Annotated in this window: 19 protein-coding genes; 9 read left to right on the top strand and 10 right to left on the bottom strand. The window is 64.3% G+C overall.

Going from position 1 to position 19,365, the window contains the following annotated elements:
• From NCR93_RS08785 to NCR93_RS08750, 8 genes are all read right to left on the bottom strand, one after another.
• A partial coding sequence (locus tag NCR93_RS08785; protein WP_250532202.1) for an acyltransferase domain-containing protein occupies positions 1-631 on the bottom strand: 631 nt, incomplete at its 3' end.
• Positions 628-1,269: a malonate decarboxylase holo-ACP synthase gene (locus NCR93_RS08780; RefSeq protein WP_175982694.1), complete on the bottom strand. Its 642-nt coding sequence runs from the start codon at positions 1,267-1,269 to the stop codon at positions 628-630. The genes NCR93_RS08785 and NCR93_RS08780, both read right to left, overlap by 4 nt.
• Complete coding sequence (gene mdcE / locus NCR93_RS08775) at positions 1,269-2,084, bottom strand: biotin-independent malonate decarboxylase subunit gamma (protein ID WP_175982693.1); 816 nt, start codon at positions 2,082-2,084, stop codon at positions 1,269-1,271. The genes NCR93_RS08780 and mdcE overlap by 1 nt, the downstream gene beginning before the upstream one ends.
• Positions 2,081-2,923, bottom strand: a complete 843-nt coding sequence (locus NCR93_RS08770) for a biotin-independent malonate decarboxylase subunit beta (protein ID WP_175982692.1) — start codon at positions 2,921-2,923, stop codon at positions 2,081-2,083. Before NCR93_RS08770 ends, mdcE begins: the two co-directional genes overlap by 4 nt.
• Positions 2,920-3,228, bottom strand: coding sequence for a malonate decarboxylase subunit delta (locus NCR93_RS08765; protein ID WP_008341815.1), 309 nt, complete (start codon positions 3,226-3,228; stop codon positions 2,920-2,922). Before NCR93_RS08765 ends, NCR93_RS08770 begins: the two co-directional genes overlap by 4 nt.
• A gap of 13 nt (positions 3,229-3,241) precedes the next feature.
• Positions 3,242-4,099 (bottom strand): triphosphoribosyl-dephospho-CoA synthase, encoded by an 858-nt coding sequence (locus tag NCR93_RS08760; RefSeq protein WP_250532201.1) that lies wholly within the window; start codon positions 4,097-4,099, stop codon positions 3,242-3,244.
• Complete coding sequence (gene mdcA / locus NCR93_RS08755) at positions 4,099-5,760, bottom strand: malonate decarboxylase subunit alpha (RefSeq protein WP_175982690.1); 1,662 nt, start codon at positions 5,758-5,760, stop codon at positions 4,099-4,101. Before mdcA ends, NCR93_RS08760 begins: the two co-directional genes overlap by 1 nt.
• Positions 5,757-6,530: a GntR family transcriptional regulator gene (locus NCR93_RS08750; RefSeq protein WP_175982689.1), complete on the bottom strand. Its 774-nt coding sequence runs from the start codon at positions 6,528-6,530 to the stop codon at positions 5,757-5,759. Before NCR93_RS08750 ends, mdcA begins: the two co-directional genes overlap by 4 nt.
• 142 nt (positions 6,531-6,672) lie before the next feature.
• On the opposite strand from NCR93_RS08750, the gene NCR93_RS08745 reads away from it, so the two are divergent.
• From NCR93_RS08745 to NCR93_RS08735, 3 genes are all read left to right on the top strand, one after another.
• On the top strand, positions 6,673-7,986 hold the full coding sequence (locus tag NCR93_RS08745; RefSeq protein WP_175982688.1) for an MFS transporter: 1,314 nt from the start codon (positions 6,673-6,675) through the stop codon (positions 7,984-7,986).
• 188 nt (positions 7,987-8,174) lie between these two features.
• The gene (locus NCR93_RS08740; RefSeq protein WP_008341804.1) at positions 8,175-8,525 is read left to right on the top strand and encodes a hypothetical protein; all 351 of its coding nucleotides are present in this window, start codon (positions 8,175-8,177) and stop codon (positions 8,523-8,525) included.
• Between the two features lie 265 nt (positions 8,526-8,790).
• On the top strand, positions 8,791-9,186 hold the full coding sequence (locus NCR93_RS08735) for a hypothetical protein (RefSeq protein WP_175982687.1): 396 nt from the start codon (positions 8,791-8,793) through the stop codon (positions 9,184-9,186).
• A gap of 84 nt (positions 9,187-9,270) precedes the next feature.
• On the opposite strand, the gene fabI is transcribed toward NCR93_RS08735, so the two are convergent.
• The gene (gene fabI, locus NCR93_RS08730) at positions 9,271-10,068 is read right to left on the bottom strand and encodes an enoyl-ACP reductase FabI (protein WP_008341802.1); all 798 of its coding nucleotides are present in this window, start codon (positions 10,066-10,068) and stop codon (positions 9,271-9,273) included.
• A gap of 240 nt (positions 10,069-10,308) precedes the next feature.
• Between fabI and NCR93_RS08725 the strand changes: the two genes are divergently transcribed.
• The 6 genes from NCR93_RS08725 to NCR93_RS08700 all read left to right on the top strand — a co-directional run bounded on the left by NCR93_RS08725 (position 10,309) and on the right by NCR93_RS08700 (position 18,651).
• On the top strand, positions 10,309-12,174 hold the full coding sequence (locus NCR93_RS08725) for an extracellular solute-binding protein (protein ID WP_175982686.1): 1,866 nt from the start codon (positions 10,309-10,311) through the stop codon (positions 12,172-12,174).
• A gap of 12 nt (positions 12,175-12,186) precedes the next feature.
• Complete coding sequence (locus NCR93_RS08720) at positions 12,187-13,227, top strand: microcin C ABC transporter permease YejB (RefSeq protein WP_008341800.1); 1,041 nt, start codon at positions 12,187-12,189, stop codon at positions 13,225-13,227.
• 1 nt (position 13,228) lies between these two features.
• Entirely contained in the window at positions 13,229-14,350 is a 1,122-nt protein-coding gene (locus NCR93_RS08715) for an ABC transporter permease (RefSeq protein ID WP_372492617.1), read from the top strand.
• Entirely contained in the window at positions 14,347-15,945 is a 1,599-nt protein-coding gene (locus NCR93_RS08710; RefSeq protein WP_175982685.1) for an ABC transporter ATP-binding protein, read from the top strand. The genes NCR93_RS08715 and NCR93_RS08710 overlap by 4 nt, the downstream gene beginning before the upstream one ends.
• A 147-nt stretch (positions 15,946-16,092) precedes the next feature.
• Positions 16,093-16,749: a C40 family peptidase gene (locus tag NCR93_RS08705; protein WP_008341795.1), complete on the top strand. Its 657-nt coding sequence runs from the start codon at positions 16,093-16,095 to the stop codon at positions 16,747-16,749.
• Positions 16,750-17,106: 357 nt separating this feature from the next.
• Complete coding sequence (locus NCR93_RS08700) at positions 17,107-18,651, top strand: 2-isopropylmalate synthase (protein WP_008341793.1); 1,545 nt, start codon at positions 17,107-17,109, stop codon at positions 18,649-18,651.
• 63 nt (positions 18,652-18,714) lie between these two features.
• Here the strand turns inward: NCR93_RS08700 and NCR93_RS08695 are convergent, their stop codons facing one another.
• A complete protein-coding gene (locus NCR93_RS08695; protein ID WP_175983179.1) occupies positions 18,715-19,230 on the bottom strand; it encodes a hypothetical protein in 516 nt (171 codons plus the stop codon).
• Positions 19,231-19,365 lie beyond the last annotated feature (135 nt).

The raw sequence follows: 19,365 nt of genomic DNA, 5'->3' as shown, positions 1-19,365 counted from the left end.
GGCGGGCCGCGTCGCGGCGGGGGGGCGGGGAGAAGACCACCACCAACCAATGCGCCGCCACCCACCCCCGCGGGCGGGCGGCGCGCCCCCCCCCGCGCGACAGGGCGATGTCGCGGACTTGCGCGAGCGCGGCGTCGCTGCCCGAAAGGACGATTTGACGCGGCGCGTTCAGATTGCCGATGTAGGCGTCGGCGCCGCAATCGGCGATCGCGCGGGCGATCTCGCTTTCGTTGAGCCCGAGCACGGCGAGCATGCCGTAGCCGCTCGGATACGCGTCTTCCATCAGCCTGGCGCGCAGGCGCACGAGTTCGAGCGCATCGTCGAAGCGAATCGCGCCGCACACGACCGCCGCGCCGAACGCCCCGACCGACAAGCCCGCGACGGCTTCCGGCTCGACGCCTTCCTCCGCGAGCGCGCGCGCCGCGGCCACGCCCGCGACGACGAGCGAAATCTGCACGGCGACGGTCGATTTGAGCGCGTCGGCGCTGTCGAGATCGCGGACGTCCGCGCCGAGCACATCGGATGCTTCGTCGAGCGTGCGGACGATCGCCGGATGCGGCTCGCCGCCGCCGAGCCGATGCAGAAAGCCCGGCGCTTGCGCGCCCTGTCCGGGAAAGAGATAGGCGATCATGCCGCTGCCCACGGATTCGCGACGAGGCGCGGGCCGCCGGCGTGCCGCAGCATGACGCGTAGTCCGACGCGCGCGAACTCCGCGAGCGAGAAAGCCGCGTCGCATGTTTCGATCTGCACGTCGATGCGCGTGTCTTCCTTCTGCGCCGCTTGCGAGAGCGCATCGAAGAGCGCCGATGCGTCTTCGCGGGGCAAGGGCGTCGGCGCGCGCACGACGATATCGAGGTCGCTGTCGCGCGTGATCGCCGGCATCGCGCACGCGAGCTCGAAGCCCGCGCTGCCGGCCGGGCCCCATTCGAGACCGCATCCGTCGATGATCGGCGCGACCGCGCGCAACAACGCGAACGCGGGCAGGTCGCGACGCGCCGGATCGGGCTCGCGCGTGCGCAGCGCTTCGGGCGTGAGCATCGCGTCGATGTGACGCGTCTCGATCCACGCGCCGAAGCGTTCGCCGCGCGCCATTCCGCGCACGCCGACGGGAATCGCAGCGCCGATGCGCGGTGCGCGCCGCACGACGACGAACGGCGCGCGCGCGAGCGACGCGGCGACCCACGCGGGCGCGTCGTCAAAGGCGGGCGTCGCGGGCGCGATCCGCAGCAAATCGTGCGGACGCGGCGCGCGCTCCATCACGCGGTCCATCAAACGCTCCACTGCTCGCGCATGCGCCTGCGCACTTCGATCGATGCGGCGCGCGTGCGTTTCGCATCGGCGGAAGCGAGCCGGTTCGACAGATCGCGCGGACCGCTGCGCGCATCCTTCACCGCCGCCGCGAGCGATGCCTTCACGCGCTCGATGTCGGCGGAAGAGGGCGCGTCGGCGTCGACGCCTTCGATCAGCTCGTGCAGCAAGCCGAGCTTCGCGTAGGCGCTCATCTTGTACGACATCGGCAGGACCGCGTCGCCGAGCGCGTCGAGGCTTTCGACGCTGCGCCGCGTAACGCGCGCCGCAGCTTCCTTGCCCATCGCGTGGACGGCCGTGCCGGGCGCGTCGAGCGCGACGATGCGATTCGCCTGATAGCCGTGCGCGAGATACGCGCCCGACATCGCCGGGCCGACGATCAGCGCGATCACCGGATGGCCCGCGAGCCGCGCGCTCGCGTAGGCATCGACGGCGGCGGCGCACGCGAGATGAATGCCGAGCAGTTCTTCGCGACGTCCGTACGCCTGGCTCTTCACATCGACGACGGCGACGATGGCGCGCTTCACCCCGGCATCGCGATCGGCGTCGATCGTTTCGCGCACGGCGCGTGCGAGCAGCCAGCCCTGTTCGAGGCCGACGACGTTATCGGTCGCGCGCGGAAAGCGGTTCTGCGGATCGGGCACGACGGCAAAGAAGCTCGCGCGTTCGCCATCGAGAGCGCCTTCGCGCACGCGGATCGGCCCGCGCTCCGATTGCGTCGACGCAGAAGTCAGCGCGTCGAGCCAGCGCTCGCCGCGGGAAAGTGTGTCGGTCATGATGCGCCCCACAGTTTGCGCAAGGTGTCGGGATCGATGACGTCGGGGTTCACGTCGGCAAGCCGCGCGATGAAGCCATCCACGTTCTCCGTGCGATGCCGCGGCGGCACGCCGCGCCTGAACGCCGCGAGCACGGCGTCGCGCACGTGCTCGGTATCGTCTTCGACGAGCGTGTCCGCAAGACCGACCGCGACGCGTTCCTCGCCGCCGATCATCGACCAGATGAGGCGCCGGTCGCCCGAATCGAGTTCCTCGATGCCCGCTTCCTGCTCGATCACCTCCGGCCCGTTCATGCCGAGGCGCGCCTGCCGCGTCATCACCAGCTCGGTACAGAGCGCGGCCGCGAGCGACATGCCGCCGAAGCAGCCGACCATCCCGCCGATCACCCCGACGACAGGCACATGAGCCCGCAGCGCGACGATCGCCGCCTGAATTTCGGCGATGGCCGCGAGCCCGAGATTCGCTTCCTGCAGACGCACGCCGCCGGTTTCGAACAGCACGACGGGACGGATCGCGCGCCCGGCTTCGAATTCGCTCAAGGCCATTTCGAGCGCGGCGGCGATCTTCGCGCCGGATACTTCGCCGATGCTGCCGCCCTGAAACGCCGGCTCGATCGCGGCGATCACCGCCGGTTCGCCGCCGAGCATGCCGCGTGCGATGACCGCGCCGTCATCCGCCTGGCAGACGATGTTCTGCATCGCGAGCCACGGCGATTCGATGCGGTCGAACGGGCCGAGCAGTTCGCGGAACGTGCCTTGGTCGAGCAGCGCGTGCGCGCGTTCGCGCGCCGTCATTTCGATGAAGCTGTGCCGCGCGAGAAACGTGTCGTGCGCGTTCATGGCGTGTCTCCTTCGCTTTCGCTTGCTTCGACGGCTTCGTTGAGTCGCAGCATGACGACGCCGGGCGTCGCGCCGAAATCGTTCAGTTCGATTTTCGCCGCGCCGTCGTAGCGCTGGAAGAAGCGGTCGAGCACGCTTTTCCAGACATGGCCGTAGCCATCGACGCTCGTGCGGATCACCACTTCCGCGTTCGCACTTTGTGACGGCGAAAGCAGCACTTCGAGATCGCCCGAGCCGACGACGCCCACGTGCGCGCGGCGCGTGACGGGCCGTTTGGCCGGATATTCGTATCGCATGTTTTCCATCGTTCGTTCCTCTTCAGGGCAAGCGCCTGAGAATGTCGAGAAAGAGTGTCGCCGCGAGCAGGTCAGCCGCGCCGCCGGGCGATGCGTTCAGCTTCATCAGTTCTTCGTGAAGCGCCTCGAGCGCGCGACGGCCCGCGACGCTCGCCGCTCCGCCGCAAGCGATCACATCGCGCGCGCCGCGTTGCGCTGCTTCGAGCGCGGGCATTCCGCCGCGATGCAGAAGACACGTATCGTCCAGCGACGCGATGATCGCGACGAGCGCATCGAGCCGCGCGTCGGATTCGGCGAGTCCGCGTGCGCGCGCGGCGTCCAGCGCGGACAGGCCGACGAGCCGCGCGTGCGGAAAACCATCGCGCGCTTCGCCGCGTGCGCCCGCCACGCGATAGCGTTCGCTGACGCGCGCACCGTGGCTCTTCGTTGCCGTTAGCGGCGCGTAGCGATCGTCGAAACGGGCGATCTTCGCCGCCGAAAAGCAGATCGCGCCGCTGTCGTCGGGCGCTTGCATCGCCGCGCCCGCGCACAGCAAACCGATGATCCAGATCGCGCCGCGATGCGCGTTGCTGCCATCGGTTGCGCGCATCATCGCGGATTCGCCTTCGCGGCCGATGCGCGCCAGTTGCTCGCGCAAGATCTGCGACGGCTCCGCGTGCGACGCCGCGCGCGCGATCGCGAGAAACGTCGGATGCAGGGCGCGAGCGGAACGCAGCATCGTGTCCAGATCGAGATCGCGATGCGCGCCGCTGCCGCGTTCATCGACGAGCGCGGGCTTCGGCGTGAGGCGCGCCTCGGCGATCAGCGCATCGACGGCGCATTGCGCGATGAGCGACGGCGACGCGACCGCGCGCGCAAGATCGCGAAGAGCCGGCTTCATCACCAGCTCCGGAAGCGCGCGGGCGGCGCGTACAAGCCGCCCGACCACGCGACGAGATCGTCGATGCTGCGCGCCGCGAGCAGCGAGCGCTTGGCTTCGCCGCGCCGCACGCCCAGATCTTCCGGATACGCGACGATGCCGCGCCGTCTCAATTCCGCCGTCTTCGCGGGATCGGCGCGCATGCCGATCGGCGTCACGCCCGCGACCGCCGCGAGCGCGGCGCGGCGCTCGTCGACGCCTTCGGCCGCGTGCAGATACGCGATGCCTTCTTCCGTCACGACGTGCGTGACATCGTCGCCGTAGATCATCACGGGCGCGATCGGCATGCCGCTTTTCTCGCCGACGGCAATCGCGTCGAGCGCATCGACGATGGTCGGCTCGCCGCCTTTCTTGTACGTCTCGGCCGTCTGCACGACGAGCTTGTGGCCGCGCGCGATCTTCGGATTCGGGCCGTCGTCCTTCAGGAGCTTCAGCCACGCTTCGCTCGAATGACGCCGGCCGCGCGGATCGTGTCCCATGTTCGGCGCGCCGCCGAAGCCCGCGAGCCGCCCGAGCGTGACCGTCGACGAATTCGCGTCGGCGTCCATCTGCAAGGTCGAGCCGATGAAGAGATCGACACCGTATTGCCCCGCGAGCTGGCAGAACACGCGATTCGAGCGCAGGCTGCCGTCGCGGCCGGTGAAGAACACATCGGAGCGCGCCGCGATGTAGTCCTCCATGCCGACTTCGCTGCCGAAGCAATGCACGCTGTCCACCCAGCCGGATTCGATCGCGGGAATCAGCGTCGGATGCGGATTGAGCGCCCAGTTCGTGCAGATCTTTCCTTTGAGGCCGAGCTTCTCGCCGTATGTCGGCAACAGCAGTTCGATCGCGGCCGTATCGAAGCCGATGCCGTGATTGAGCGCCTTGACGCCATAGCGCTCGTAGATGCCGCGGATCGTCATCATCGCCATGAGAATCTGCAATTCGCCGATGTGACGCGGATCGCGCGTGAAAAGCGGCTCCACGGCGAACGGACGATCGGCCTCGACGACGACATCGACCCACGAGCCGGGAATATCGACGCGCGGCAGTTCGTCGACGATTTCGTTCACCTGCGCGACCACGATGCCATGCCGGAACGCGGTGGCTTCGACGATCGTCGGCGTGTCCTCGGTGTTGGCGCCCGTGTACAGATTGCCGTGCCGGTCTGCCTGCACCGCGCACACGAGCGCGACCTGCGGCGTCAAGTCGATGAACATGCGCGCATACAGTTCGATGTACGTATAGATCGCGCCGATCTCCAGCATGCCGTCTTCGAGCAGTTGCGCGACGCGCAGGCTTTGCGGCCCGGCGAACGCGAAATCGACCTTGTGCGCGATGCCTTGCTCGAAGAGCGCGAGATGCTCGGGACGGCTGATGCTCGAGATCAGCAGATGGATGTCGTGCACGCGATCCGGATCGAGCTTCGCGAATGCGCGCGAGAGAAAGTCCGCCTGCTTCTGATTGTTGCCTTCGAGCGCGACACGGTCGCCGGTGACGATGAGCGCACTCAACGCATCGACGATGTGCGCGGCATCGAGCACGGAGCCGTTCATCCACGGCTCGATCAGCTTAAGACGCCGCGCTTTTTCCTGCGCGCGCGTGTTCCAGTTGCGGGTTTTAGCGATGACGTCGTTCATTGGTCGGCCTTGACGGAATTCGATCGGGAAGATGCGCGGCGTTTCTTCTTCTTGACGTGGCTCGAGTGCGCGAGCGCCTGGGCATCGGCGAGAAAGCGGTAGAGCAGTTCGCCCGTCGCGAGCAGATGGCGCGCGACGAGCGTCTGCGCCTGTTCGATATCGCGCGCGGCGAGGGCATCGAAGATCGCGCGGTGCTCGGCATCGGATGAATCCTTGTGGATCGGCAGACCGAGCTTCAGCCGCAAATAGCGTTCGCCGCGCCGATGCATCTGGCCGATCAGCTCCATCAGCCGAGGACGGTCGGCGGGCGCGTAGAGCGCCATGTGGAACTGCTCGTTGCGCACGACGTAGAGCGTCGGATCGGGCTCGTTCTCGGCGGCTTCGAGCAGGCGTTTCGCGTCGGCAAGCGTTGCGGGCGTGTGATGCGCGATCGCAATGCCGATCGCGAGACTTTCGAGCGATGCGCGAATCTCGTAGATCTCGCGCGCCTCGTCGGCCGATTGCAGACTGACGGCCGCGCCGCGATTCGGCTCGATTGTCACCCAGCCTTCGCTTTCGAGCTGGCGGAACGCTTCTCGCACCGGAATGGCGCTGACCGAAAACTGCCGGGCGATCGCGTCCTGCCGCAGCGGCTCGCCCGGCAACAGCGAGCCATCGACGATGGCGGCGCGCAGCGCATCCGCGATGAAGCGCGACGTGCTCTGGCGCGGTTCGAACTGCGCGTCGCGAAATGAGGCCGGAGTCGATCCGGCTGAGAGATCTGTCGGCATGGCTAGGTGAAAGTGCGGACTTGTCGTGTGTCGATGTTCAAATATTATATATAAAAACGCACACGGTACTTCGGTGCTTTCCCTAGACGCCATAACAAACATTTTTAACCGGCGCGTCGCTAATTCCTTTGGAGACATGGCCATGCCCAGCACGCTGGATCGACAGATAAGCGCCACGCGCGCCACGAAGACACCGCTCAACCGGTCGCAGATCACCGGTTTCTGGGGTGCGTGGGCCGGCTGGACGCTCGACGGAATGGATTCGTTCATCTACGCGCTCGTGCTCGCGCCGGCGCTCACCGAATTGCTGCCGCGTTCGGGCTATGATGCGACGCCGGCGAACATCGGGCTTGCGGGCTCGATTCTCTTCGCGCTCTTTCTCGTCGGATGGGGACTGTCGTTCATCTGGGGACCGCTCGCCGACCGTTTCGGACGCACGAAAGTGCTCGCGGCGACCATCTTCACGTTCGCGATCTTCACCGGCCTCGCGGCGACCGCGCATAACGTGTGGGAGCTCGGCTTCTATCGGTTTTGCGCGGGCGTGGGGATCGGCGGTGAATGGGCGCTCGCGGGCACGTATGTCGCGGAAGCCTGGCCGGAAGACCGCCGGAAGATGGGCGCGGGTTATCTGCAGACCGGCTACTACGCGGGCTTCTTCCTCGCCGCCGCGCTCAATTACACGATCGGCGCGACGTTCGGCTGGCGCGCGATGTTTCTCGTCGGCCTGTTTCCGGTCGTCGTGTCGATCATGGTGCTCCTGCGCGTGAAGGAAACCGACAAGTGGGAACGCGCCGAAACCGCTCATCCGCACGTCAAGCACGAGAGTTCGCTGAAGGCGATCTTCAATGCGCAATATCGCAAGCGGACGATCGTCGCGGCCGTGCTGCTGACGGTGGCGATCATCGGCTTGTGGGCGGGCGCGGTGTATGAACCGTCGGCGGTCGTTCAGCTCGCGACGAAGGCGGGCATGGACAAGCACGATGCCGCGCGCATGGCGTCGATCGCGACGGGGCTGCTTTCGATCGGCACGATCGTCGGCTGTCTCGCGCTGCCGCCGATGGCCGAAAAGATCGGCCGCAGAAAGACGCTCGCGGTGTATTTCGTCGGCATGGCGGCGTCGATCGCGCTCGCGTTCGGCTGGGCGTTCTATCTGCCGAACGGGCTGGTGCCGTTCATCGCGCTGCTCGTCGTGCTGGGCTTTTTCGGCGGCAACTTCGCGCTCTTTTCGCTGTGGCTGCCCGAGCAGTTCGAAACCCGCGTGCGTGCGACGGCCTTCGCGTTCTGCACGTCGGTCGGGCGCTTCTTCGGCGCGATCGTGAACTTCGGCATCGGCGCGATGGTGCTCAACATGAAGACGCTCGGCGTGCCGATTGCCATTACCGCGATTGCGTTTCTCATCGGTCTCGCGGTGATCCCGCTCGCGCCGGAAACGAAAGGCCAGGAACTGCCGAACTGATCTTCGCTGCGCCTCTCACGAACGGCGATCTTCGCGATGCGAGGGCCGCCGTTTTTCCATCTGCACGAGCTTACTTTTCGTAAGTTTTTCCTCAGTAATAGCAGGTTACGAAGTCGAACACTCGATGCGGCATCCGTCCGATATAGTCCGGTCAACACAACAAACAACCCATCGGGGTGGGGCTTTACATGAACAAGGTATCGAAGGCTTCCGTGCTGGCTGGCGCCGTGATGTTCGGCGGTCTGATGGTGTCCGGCGCGGCCAATGCGGGTGTGTCCGTGGGCGTGAACATCGGGGTGCCCGCGCCCGTGTACGTCGCGCCCGAGCCGGTCTATGCGCCGCCTCCGCCGCCCGTCGTGTACGCGCCGCCTCCGGCGCCGGTCTACGTGCAGCCGGCCATCGTGGTCGGCTGGCATGGCGATCGTTACTGGGATGGCCGTCGCTACTGGGATCGCGACGATTACTATCGCCACTACGATCATGGCCGCGGCCACGATCACGACGGCCATGACCACGGCCGTCACAACGGCTGGCGTTGATCGTCCCGCGCCGCCCGGCGTCCGTCGCCGAAAGCCACTCGTTCGTCACGGGTGGCTTTTTTGTTGCCGCTTGAACGTGGAAGGGCGAATTCCCAGTAAAACAACAACGCCGCGAATTCTCACCCGCGCGATGTAACAAAAGGTAAGGTTTCTCCAGACGTAAAGCGCGAGCAGGCAATAACTTACAAAGCTGAAATATTGCGTCGAAAGGTTTTCGTTATATTTGGGCGCAAGCGAACAAGTACGAAGCGAGGTCCGGTTGCATATGAAAAAGAAGTTCTCGGGACGAATCGTGGCCGGTGTGCTGACCATGGCGGCGCTGAGCGTGACGGGCATCGCGCGCGCGGCGGATGTTCATGTCGGCGTGAATATCGGCATTCCGGCGCCGGTCTACGTTGCGCCGACGCCGGTCTATGCACCGCCTCCGCCGCCCGTCGTCTACCAGCCCGCGCCGATGTACGCGCCGCCGGTCGTCATCGGCTGGCATGGCAGCCGGTACTGGGACGGCCGACGCTATTGGAGCCGCAACGACTACTATCGTCATTACGGGCACGGCCGTCCGCCGCCTCCGCCGCGCCCGCATGGTCCGCCGCCGGGGCACGGTTACGGACATGGCAACGGGCACGGCAACGGACATGGCGGCCCGCACGGCTATCGTTGAGGCAGGGCGCGGTCATCGCGGCAAATAAAAAGCGCCGCTCACCTGAAGTGAGCGGCGCTTCGTTTTGAAGCTGCGAACGGGCGCTTATTCCGCGTCGCCGCCCATTCCGCCGACGACCGCATGGAATCCGGCATCGACGTGGACGACTTCCGCGCTCATGCCGCTCGACAGATCCGACAGCAGGAACGCGGCGACATTGCCCACTTGCTCGATCGTCACATTGCGCTTGAGCGGCGCATTCTGTTCGACGAAGTTCAGAATCTTGCCGAAGCTCTTGATGCCGCTCGCCGCGAGCGTCTTGATCGGGCCGGCCGAGATGGCGTTGACGCGTACGCCCTTGGCGCCGAGCGACTGCGACGCCGCCATGTAACGCACGCTCGCCTCGAGCGATGCCTTCGCGAGGCCCATCGTGTTGTAGTTCGGCAGCGCGCGCTCGGCGCCGAGATACGACAGCGTGAGCAGCGACGAGCCGTCTTTCAGCATCGGCAGCGCGGCTTTCGCGAGCGCGGGGAAGCTGTAGGCGGAGATGTCGTGCGCAACGCGGAAGTTCTCGCGCGTCATGCCGTCGAGGAAATCGCCCGCGATCGCCTCGCGCGGCGCGAAGCCGATGGAGTGCACGAGGCCGTCGAGCGAGTCCCAGCGTTCTTTCAGCGACGCGAACAGCGCATCGATTTGCGCGTCGTCGGCGACGTCGCACGGATAGACCATGTCGCTGCCGAACTCGGTCGCGAACTCGGTGATGCGCTCCTTGAAGCGCTCGCCGACATACGTGAACGCCAGTTCCGCGCCTTCGCGCTTGCAGGCCGCGGCGATGCCGTAAGCGATCGAGCGGTTGGACAGCAGGCCCGTCAGCAGAATTCGTTTTCCAGCGAGAAAGCCCATGAATGCTCCTTCTTTGATGTCAGTGTCGCGGCGCGCACCGGTTGTCCGATGCCGCGCGGGGTCGTGCGTGGCGCGATCGGCCAGTCGACAACCCTTGGGTCGCAGGCCGAGCGGTGCGTGATTTTGGGTAGAATTCTCTCACATCGCAATGCCTCGCCTTAAGATTCCCGCGGCTCGCGCTTCGGGTTTCCGGCCGGGTCACTCCATCGCGTCACACACTCAAATCGCGCCCAGAGGCACATGACGATCCGTTTATGCAGCGCCTCACGCTTGGTCCTGACCTGGTCGCTGGCCGCATCGGCTGCATGGCTCGCGAGTCCGGCTTACGCGGTGCATGCCATCGCGCAATACGGCGATCCGAAATACCCGGCCGGTTTCAAGCACTTCGATTACGTGAATCCCGACGCGCCGCGCGACGGCACGCTCGTCCTCGCGAACCCGAACCGGCTGACGAGCTTCGACAAGTTCAATCCGTTCACGTTGCGCGGCAATCCCGCGCCCGGTCTTTCGCTGATGTTCGAGAGCCTGACGACAGGCAGTTCCGACGAAGTATCGACCGCTTACGGCCTGCTCGCCGATGACATTTCCGTCGCGCCCGATGGCATGTCGACCACCTTCCACATCAATCCGAAAGCGCGCTTTTCCAACGGCGATCCGGTCACGGCGGAAGACGTGAAGTTCTCGTTCGAGACGCTCAAGAGTCCGCTTGCCGCGCCGCAGTTCTCCGTGTACTTCGGGCAGATCGCGCGCGCGGTGGTCGTCGATCCGCAGACGATCCGCTTCGAGTTCAAGATCGCGACGCGCGAGATGCCGCTGCTCGCGGGCGGCATTCCGGTGTTTTCGCGCAAGTGGGGCATGAAGCCGGACGGCACGCGCATTCCGTTCGACAAGATCGCGTTCCAGAAGCCCATCGGCAGCGGGCCGTATCTGATCGATCGTTACGACAACGGCCGCACGATCTCGTACCGGCGCAATCCGGATTACTGGGGCGCGGCGCTGCCGGTGCGTGTCGGCACGTTCAATTTCGCGCACATCGACTACAAGCTTTACGGCGATCCGACCGCGCGCCTCGAAGCGTTCAAGGCGGGCGAGTACGACGTGCTGGTCGAGTACGTCGCGCGCAGTTGGGTGCGGCGCGATATCGGCAAACGCTTCGACAGCGGCGAGCTCATCAAGCGCGAGTTCCCGCACCACAACGGCACCGGCATGCAGGGCTTCTTCATGAACACGCGCAAGCCGCTCTTCAAGGACGTGCGCGTGCGTCAGGCGCTCGATCTCGCGCTCGATTTCGAGTGGCTCAACCGGCAACTGTTCTTCAATCAGTACAGGCGCATCGACAGCTTTTTCGTCAACACGGATCTGCAGGCGAAGGGATTGCCGAGCGAAGGCGAACTCGCGATATTGAACCCGCTGAAGAAGCAGCTCGATCCTTCCGTGTTCGGCGAGATGCCGCGTCAGCCGGACACCGATCCGCCCGGCTCGCTGCGCGCCAATCTCATCAAGGCGCGCGAATTGCTCGCTCGAGCCGGCTGGACGTATCGCGACGGCGCGCTGCGCAACGCGAAGGGCGAGCCGTTCGTCTTCGAGATTCTCGACGACACCGGCGGCGGCGCGTCGATGGAGCCGGTCGCGGCCGCGTTCGGGCGCAATCTGCAGAAGCTCGGCATCACGATGAACTTTCGCACCGTCGATTACGCGTTGATCCAGAAACGTCTCGATGCGTTCGACTTCGACATGACGAGCGTGCGCATGCCCGACGTGCAGGTGCCGGGCACCGAGCAGGTTTCGCGCTTCGGCAGCAAGTCCGCGGACGAGCAGGGCTCCGACAATCTCGCAGGCGTGAAGTCGCCGGCCGTCGATGCGATCCTGCAGACAGTGATCTCCGCGCAGACGCGCGAGCAACTGGTGGACGCGACGCACGCGCTCGATCGCGTGCTGATGAACGGCTACTATGTGGTGCCGCACTGGTACTCGGCGACGCATCGCGTGGCGTATCGGAATACGCTGGCGTACCCGTCGACGCTGCCGCTGTATTACGGCGCGGAAGAGTGGGTCATATCGACGTGGTGGGCCAAATCCGGGCCCGCCGCGCACGCGGCGAAGTAACGAGGACGCGCCATGTGGAGCTACATCCTTAAACGCATTCTCTTGATGATCCCGACGCTCATCGGCGTGTTGACGCTCACGTTCGTCGTGATCCAGTTCGTGCCGGGCGGTCCGGTCGAACAGGCGGTGCACGACTTGCGGCGCGGACAGTCCGAAGGCGGCGGCGGCTTCGGGCTGCGCACGCATACGGGCGTCGATGCGCAGCAGGTCGAGCAACTGAAGAAGCTCTACGGCTTCGACAAACCGCCGCTGCAACGCTACTTTCTGATGCTCGGCAAGTTCGCGCGCTTCGATCTCGGCGAGAGTTATTTCAGGCATCAGAGCGTGTGGTCGCTGATCGTGTCGAAGCTGCCGGTGTCGATCAGCATCGGCTTGTGGACCTTCTTCATCACGTATCTGATATCGGTGCCGCTCGGCATCGCCAAAGCCGTGAAGAACGGCTCGAAGTTCGATGTCGCGACGAGTCTCATCGTGCTCGTCGGCTTTGCGATTCCGGGCTTCGTGCTCGGCGTGCTGCTGCTCGTGCTGTTCGGCGGCGGCACGTTCTGGCAACTGTTTCCGCTGCGCAATCTCACGTCCGACAACTGGGCGACGCTCTCGCTCGGCGGCAAGATTCTCGATTATCTGTGGCACATCACGTTGCCGGTCGTGGCGTCGGTGGTGGGCAGCTTCGCCGTCGTCACGATGCTCACGAAGAACGCGTTCCTCGACGAAATCCGCAAGCAATATGTGCTGACCGCGCGCGCCAAAGGCTTGAGTGAGCGGCGCGTGCTGTGGAAGCACGTATTCCGCAACGCGCTCTTGCCGCTGATCGTCGGTTTTCCGGCGGCGTTCATCGGCGCGTTCTTTACGGGCAGCCTGCTGATCGAGACGCTCTTTTCGCTCGACGGCCTCGGACTGCTCTCGTACGAATCCGTCGTGCGGCGCGACTATCCGGTCGTGCTCGGCACGCTTTATCTCTTCACGCTGATCGGCCTCGCGACGAAGCTCATCTCGGACCTCTGTTACGTCTGGGTCGATCCACGCATTCAATTCGAACAACTGGAGCGCTGATTTGAATCGAGCCGCTTCACCGGAATCGTCACGGCGCGGTGCCAACGGCAGCGATGCGCAACCGCTGCGCGGCGCGGCATCGGTGCCGCCAGGACGGCGCGTATGGCTGCGCTTCAAGCGAAACAGGCTCGGATACTGGAGCCTGATCGTGTTCATCGCGGCGTTCGTCATCAGTCTCGCGGGGCCGCTGTGGTCGAACGACAAGCCGCTCGTCGTGCGCTATCAGGGCCACATTTACTTTCCGCTCGTGAAGACGTATGCGGAGACGACCTTCGGCGGCGACTTTCCGACGCCCGCCGATTATCTCGATCCGTTCGTGCGCGATCGCTTCAGCGCGCCCGGCAACTTCGCGATCTATCCGCCGAATCACTACTACTACGACACGCTCAACTATTTTTCGAAGGGCTCGAACCCGGCGCCGCCGTCGCGCGAGAACTGGCTCGGCACCGACGATCGCGGCCGCGACGTGTTCGCGCGCCTCGTCTACGGCTTTCGCGTGTCGGTGCTGTTCGCGCTCGTGCTGACGGCGATCGGCACCGTGCTCGGTGTCGTCGCGGGCGCGGTGCAGGGCTACTTCGGCGGCAGGATCGATATCACCGGGCAACGCCTGATCGAAATCTGGAGCGCGTTGCCGGAGCTTTATCTGCTGATCATCTTCGCGTCGATATTCGAGCCGAGTCTCATTCTTTTGATCATCCTGCTGTCGCTGTTCGGATGGATCGGCCTGTCGGATTACGTGCGCGCGGAGTTTCTGCGCAATCGCACGCAGGACTATGTCCGCGCCGCGCGCGCGATGGGTTTGTCGAACTGGCAGATCATCTGGCGGCACGTCTTGCCCAATAGCCTGACGCCCGTCATCACGTTCCTGCCGTTTCGCATGAGCGGAGCGATTCTCGCGCTCACGAGCCTCGATTTTCTCGGCCTCGGCGTGCCGTCGCCGACGCCGTCGCTCGGCGAGTTGCTCGCGCAGGGCAAGGCCAATCTCGACGCGTGGTGGATTTCGCTGTCGACGTTCGGCGTGCTCGTCGCGACGCTGCTCCTGCTGACCTTCATGGGCGACGCCTTGCGCAACGCGCTCGATACGCGTATTTCCGATGCCGTGAAAGCCGGAGGCGGGCAGTGACGGAGCCGCTACTTTCGATCGAAGACTTGCGCGTGCGCTTCGGCGACACGCTCGCGGTCGATGGCGTCAATCTCGACATTCGCGCCGGCGAGCGTGTGGCGCTCGTCGGCGAATCGGGCTCGGGCAAGAGCGTGACGGCGCTGTCGGTGCTGCGCCTCGTGCACGAGGCCGAAGTGAGCGGATCGATCCGCTTCAACGGCGAGGAATTGCTGTCGAAAAGCGAGCGCGCGATCCGAGGTCTGCGCGGTTCCGACATCGCGATGATCTTTCAGGAGCCGATGACCGCGCTCAATCCGCTCTACACGGTCGGGGACCAGATCGGCGAGACGATCCGCCTGCACGACGGCACGAGCCCGCGCGAGGCGAGAAAACGCGCGATTGCGCTGCTCGCGCGTACCGGGATCACCGAGCCGGAAAGGCGCGTGGACAGTTATCCGCATCAGCTTTCGGGCGGACAGCGTCAGCGCGTGATGATCGCGATGGCGCTCGCCTGCCGGCCGCGGCTTCTGCTCGCCGACGAGCCGACCACCGCGCTCGATGTGACGATCCGCGCGCAGATCGTCGAGTTGCTGCTCGAACTTCAGCGCGATGAAGCCGAAAAGCGCGGCATGGCGGTGCTGCTCATCACGCACGACCTGAATCTCGTGCGGCGTTTCGCCGAGCGCGTCGCGGTGATGGAGAAGGGCGTGCTCGTCGAAAGCGGCACGGTGGAGGCCATTTTCGCGTCGCCGCAGCATCCGTACACGAAGCGGCTCATCGAGAGCAAGCCGAAGCGCAGCGTGCTGCCGGTGCTGCCCATCGCCCCAGTGCTGCTCGATGCAAAGGATGTGTCCGTCGATTACCCGACGCGTCTGCCGGGTTTCGCGGGCTGGTTCCGGCGCGGCCGCTTCAAGGCCGTCGACGACGTCACGCTGACGGTGCGCCAGGGCGAGACGCTCGGCATCGTCGGCGAATCGGGGTCGGGGAAATCGACGCTTGCGATGGCGCTACTCGGCCTGCAGCGCATCTCGAACGGCGCGGTGGAGTTCCAGGGGCGCGCAATCGGCGATTTTCGCGGACGCGAAAAAACCGTGCTGCGCTCGAACTTGCAAGTGGTGTTTCAGGACCCGTTCAGCTCGCTCTCGCCGCGGCAGACGGTGGAGCGCATCGTCGGAGAAGGGCTCGCGCTGCATCGACCGGAACTCGATGCCGCCGCTCGACGGGCGAAAGTGATCGCCGTGCTGCGCGAAGTCGGCATGGAGCGCGCGGCGCTCGATCGCTATCCGCACGAATTCTCCGGCGGACAGCGCCAGCGCATTGCGATCGCGCGCGCGCTCGTGCTCGAACCGAGCATCCTGATCCTCGACGAGCCGACCAGCGCGCTCGATGTTTCCATTCAAACTCAAGTGCTTGCGCTTCTGGCCGATATTCAGAAGAAGCACAATCTTGGTTACGTTTTCATAAGTCACGACCTGCAGGTGATCGGCGCGATGGCTCATCGCGTCGCGGTCATGCGGAATGGTTTTGTCGTGGAGTCGGGGGAAGTAGAGAAGATTTTTGCGAACCCTTCTGACGAATACACAAGAAAGCTTCTGAAAGCATCGCTAGTTTCCTAAAAATCTTTCTTTTTCGCCAATTGGGTGCGCGTCTCAATTGTATTTTTCTATTTCTTTTGACAGTTAAATACTTTATGGCTAGTATCCCTCCAAACTTTCACGTATCTCCCTGATTTAGCAGCTTTTAATTGTAAAACCTACCGACCGATGCAGCCACTAACGATGACTCAGACATGTGCGCGCGCCGCCGCGAGCATGTTAATCGGCCTTCTGATGACAACAACTTCCGGCGCGTTCGCCGACGAAGTCAGCAGTAGCAGCCAAAATGCCAACAACGGCATTTTCTCCAGCAAATCCAGCGATGCAGCAAGCGCAGACGCCGCCAGCAATCCGGGCGGCGCGAAGTCGTTTCTGTCGGGCGTGGCGAGCAAGGCGGGCGACGTCGTCGTCGGCGCGCTCAACATGATCGGCGTGCGTTATCGCTGGGGCGGCAACACGCCGGATTCCGGTCTCGATTGCAGCGGCTTTGTCCGCTACGTTTTCCAGGACACGCTCGGCATGACCTTGCCGCGCCGCGCCGAGGAAATGAGCCGGGTCGGCGAGAAAGTGACCGTCTCCGATCTGAAGCCGGGCGACCTCGTATTCTTCAATACGATGCGCCGCTCGTTCTCCCACGTCGGCATCTATATCGGCGACAACAAGTTCGTGCATTCGCCGTCGACCGGCAGCACGATCCGTGTCGACGACATGGAAGACGGCTATTGGGAAAAGCGTTTTCAGGGCGCGCGTCGCATCGAGAACGCGCAAGTCGGCGACGGCGCGGAACTGCGCCAGCGCGTGAGCGCGTCGATCGGCGGTTACTGATCGTCTGTCGGCATCGAAAAAAGCCTGCCTCCTATGCGGACGCAGGCTTTTTTATTTTGCGTTCGGGCGCGAGGCAGCGTCAATCGGCGCAATCGGAAAGCCTCATTGCACAGGTCATCAAAAGTCGTTATAGTTTTTGAATGAACTTTTTCACGTTCCCCTTCTCGTTGTTTCCGGCTAGTGCGTCGCTACGCGCACTATCGCTGCTAGCGCGCCTACCGCGCTGATCCTTCACGCCTCCCGTCTGCTCGTCCATTCAGGTTTTCGACGCCAGCGGTGGCGCGAACACCCGAATTCCCTTTTGAGTTTCGTCTCGATATCTCCAACAATCGATAAATCTCCCCACAGGAGCCCAACATGGCAGCAGACAAGTTGATCATCTTCGACACGACCTTGCGCGATGGCGAGCAGTCCCCCGGCGCGTCGATGACGAAGGAAGAGAAGATCCGCATCGCGAAGCAACTGGAACGCATGAAGGTCGACGTGATCGAGGCGGGCTTCGCGGCCAGCTCGAACGGCGACTTCGACGCGATCCACACCATCGCGGGGCTCGTGAAGGACAGCACGGTCTGCTCGCTCGCCCGCGCGAACGACAAGGACATCCAGCGCGCCGCCGATGCGCTCAAGCCCGCCGGCCAGTTCCGTATCCACACGTTCATCGCGACCTCGGCGCTGCACATGGAGAAGAAGCTGCGCATGACGCCGGAGCAGGTCTACGACCAGGCGCGTCTCGCGGTGCGTTTCGCGCGCAAGTTCACGGATGATGTCGAATTCTCGCCGGAAGACGGCAGCCGCTCGGATATCGATTATCTCTGCCGCGTGCTCGAAGCCGTGATCGACGAAGGCGCGCGCACCATCAATATCGCGGATACGGTCGGCTACGGCGTGCCGGAGCTCTACGGCAATCTCGTCAAGACGCTGCGCGAGCGCGTGCCGAACTCCGACAAGGCGATCTGGTCGGTGCATTGCCACGACGACCTCGGCATGGCGGTCGCGAATTCGCTCGCGGGCGTGCAGATCGGCGGCGCGCGTCAGGTCGAATGCACGATCAACGGTCTGGGCGAGCGCGCGGGCAATACGTCGCTCGAAGAAATCGTGATGTCGGTGAAGACGCGCAAGGACTACTTCGGCCTCGATCTGGGCATCGACACGACGCAGATCGTGCCGACCTCGAAGCTCGTCTCGCAGATCACCGGTTTCGTCGTGCAGCCGAACAAGGCGGTCGTCGGGGCCAATGCGTTCGCGCACGCTTCGGGCATCCATCAGGACGGCGTGCTGAAGGCGCGCGACACCTACGAAATCATGCGCGCGGAAGACGTGGGCTGGAGCGCGAACAAGATCGTGCTCGGCAAGCTGTCGGGCCGAAATGCGTTCAAGCAGCGTCTGGAAGAACTGGGCGTGACGCTCGAATCCGAAGCAGATGTGAACGCGGCATTCGCGCGCTTCAAGGATCTCGCCGACCGCAAGGCCGAAATCTTCGACGAAGACATCATGCAGATCGTCTCCGAGGAATCCGCCGAGGCGCAGGCGAAAGAGCACTTCCGCTTCGTGTCGATGAAGCAGCATTCGGAAACCGGCGAGCAGCCGCAAGCGAAGGTCGTGTTCGCGGTGGAAGGCACCGAAGTCACGGGCGAAGCGCGCGGCAACGGTCCGGTCGATGCGACGCTGCACGCGATCGAATCGAAGGTCGAGAGCGGCGCGGAGCTCGTGCTGTATTCGGTCAACGCGATCACGACCGGCACGCAGGCGCAGGGCGAAGTCACCGTGCGTCTGTCGAAGAGCGGTCGCATCGTGAACGGCGTGGGCACGGATCCGGACATCGTCGCGGCGTCGGCGAAGGCGTACATCGCCGCGTTGAACAAGCTGCATTCGAAGGTCGAAAAGCTCAATCCGCAGCTTTGATTCGATCGGTCGAAACGCAAAAAAGCCCTCTTCGCGAGGGCTTTTTACATGGCGTCGATGCGCTCAGAACAGATTGCGCCGATCCGGATCGTGCAACGGATCGGGCGTTTTCTGCGTCATGCGCAAGATGCCCTGCTCGTCGAAATAGAAGTTGTACATCAGATACCAGATGTTCGCCTCCATGTAGCGATAGGTCCAGACTTCGCGCTTCATCAGCGGAAAGTACGACGTCTCCACGGGCCGCCCGAAGTTCACGAGCACGTCCTGCTTCGTCCAGGTGCCGATCTGCGCCTTGTAGAACTCGTTTTCGTCGAGCACTTGCCGAACATTGACGATCTTGCCGGAAGCGTCGATATCGGCGGCGGTGGTGAATTCGCCGAGCGGTTGCGTCGGCCACATCAGCCGCTTGCCGCCATTGGGCAGATCGTAGATTTCGCGCGGCGGGCCGAGGCGGGCGGTGATCGTCGAGGCATCCGCGCCAGCCTGATAGTTCTGCCACGGCTGCGCGCAGGCGGACAGAAGGAGCGCGACCCCGGCGCATGTCAGCGATGCGCGCATGCGGTTGAGTATGTGCAGCATTGAAGTCTCCACGTGCTTGCTCCTCGCGGCGGCGAGCAGCGTTTGTTCGATGTTTCCCGTGATTTTGACATGCGCGCGCGGCAAAGCATTCTCCGATACGTCGCGGCATTCAAGCCGATGTGTCGGCAATCGCGA

It is taken from the genome of Caballeronia sp. ATUFL_F1_KS39, from assembly GCF_023630985.1.
GTDB lineage: Bacteria > Pseudomonadota > Gammaproteobacteria > Burkholderiales > Burkholderiaceae > Caballeronia > Caballeronia zhejiangensis.
The sequence above is the reverse complement of the archived record's forward strand: the minus strand, read 5'-3'. Positions and strand labels throughout refer to the sequence as shown.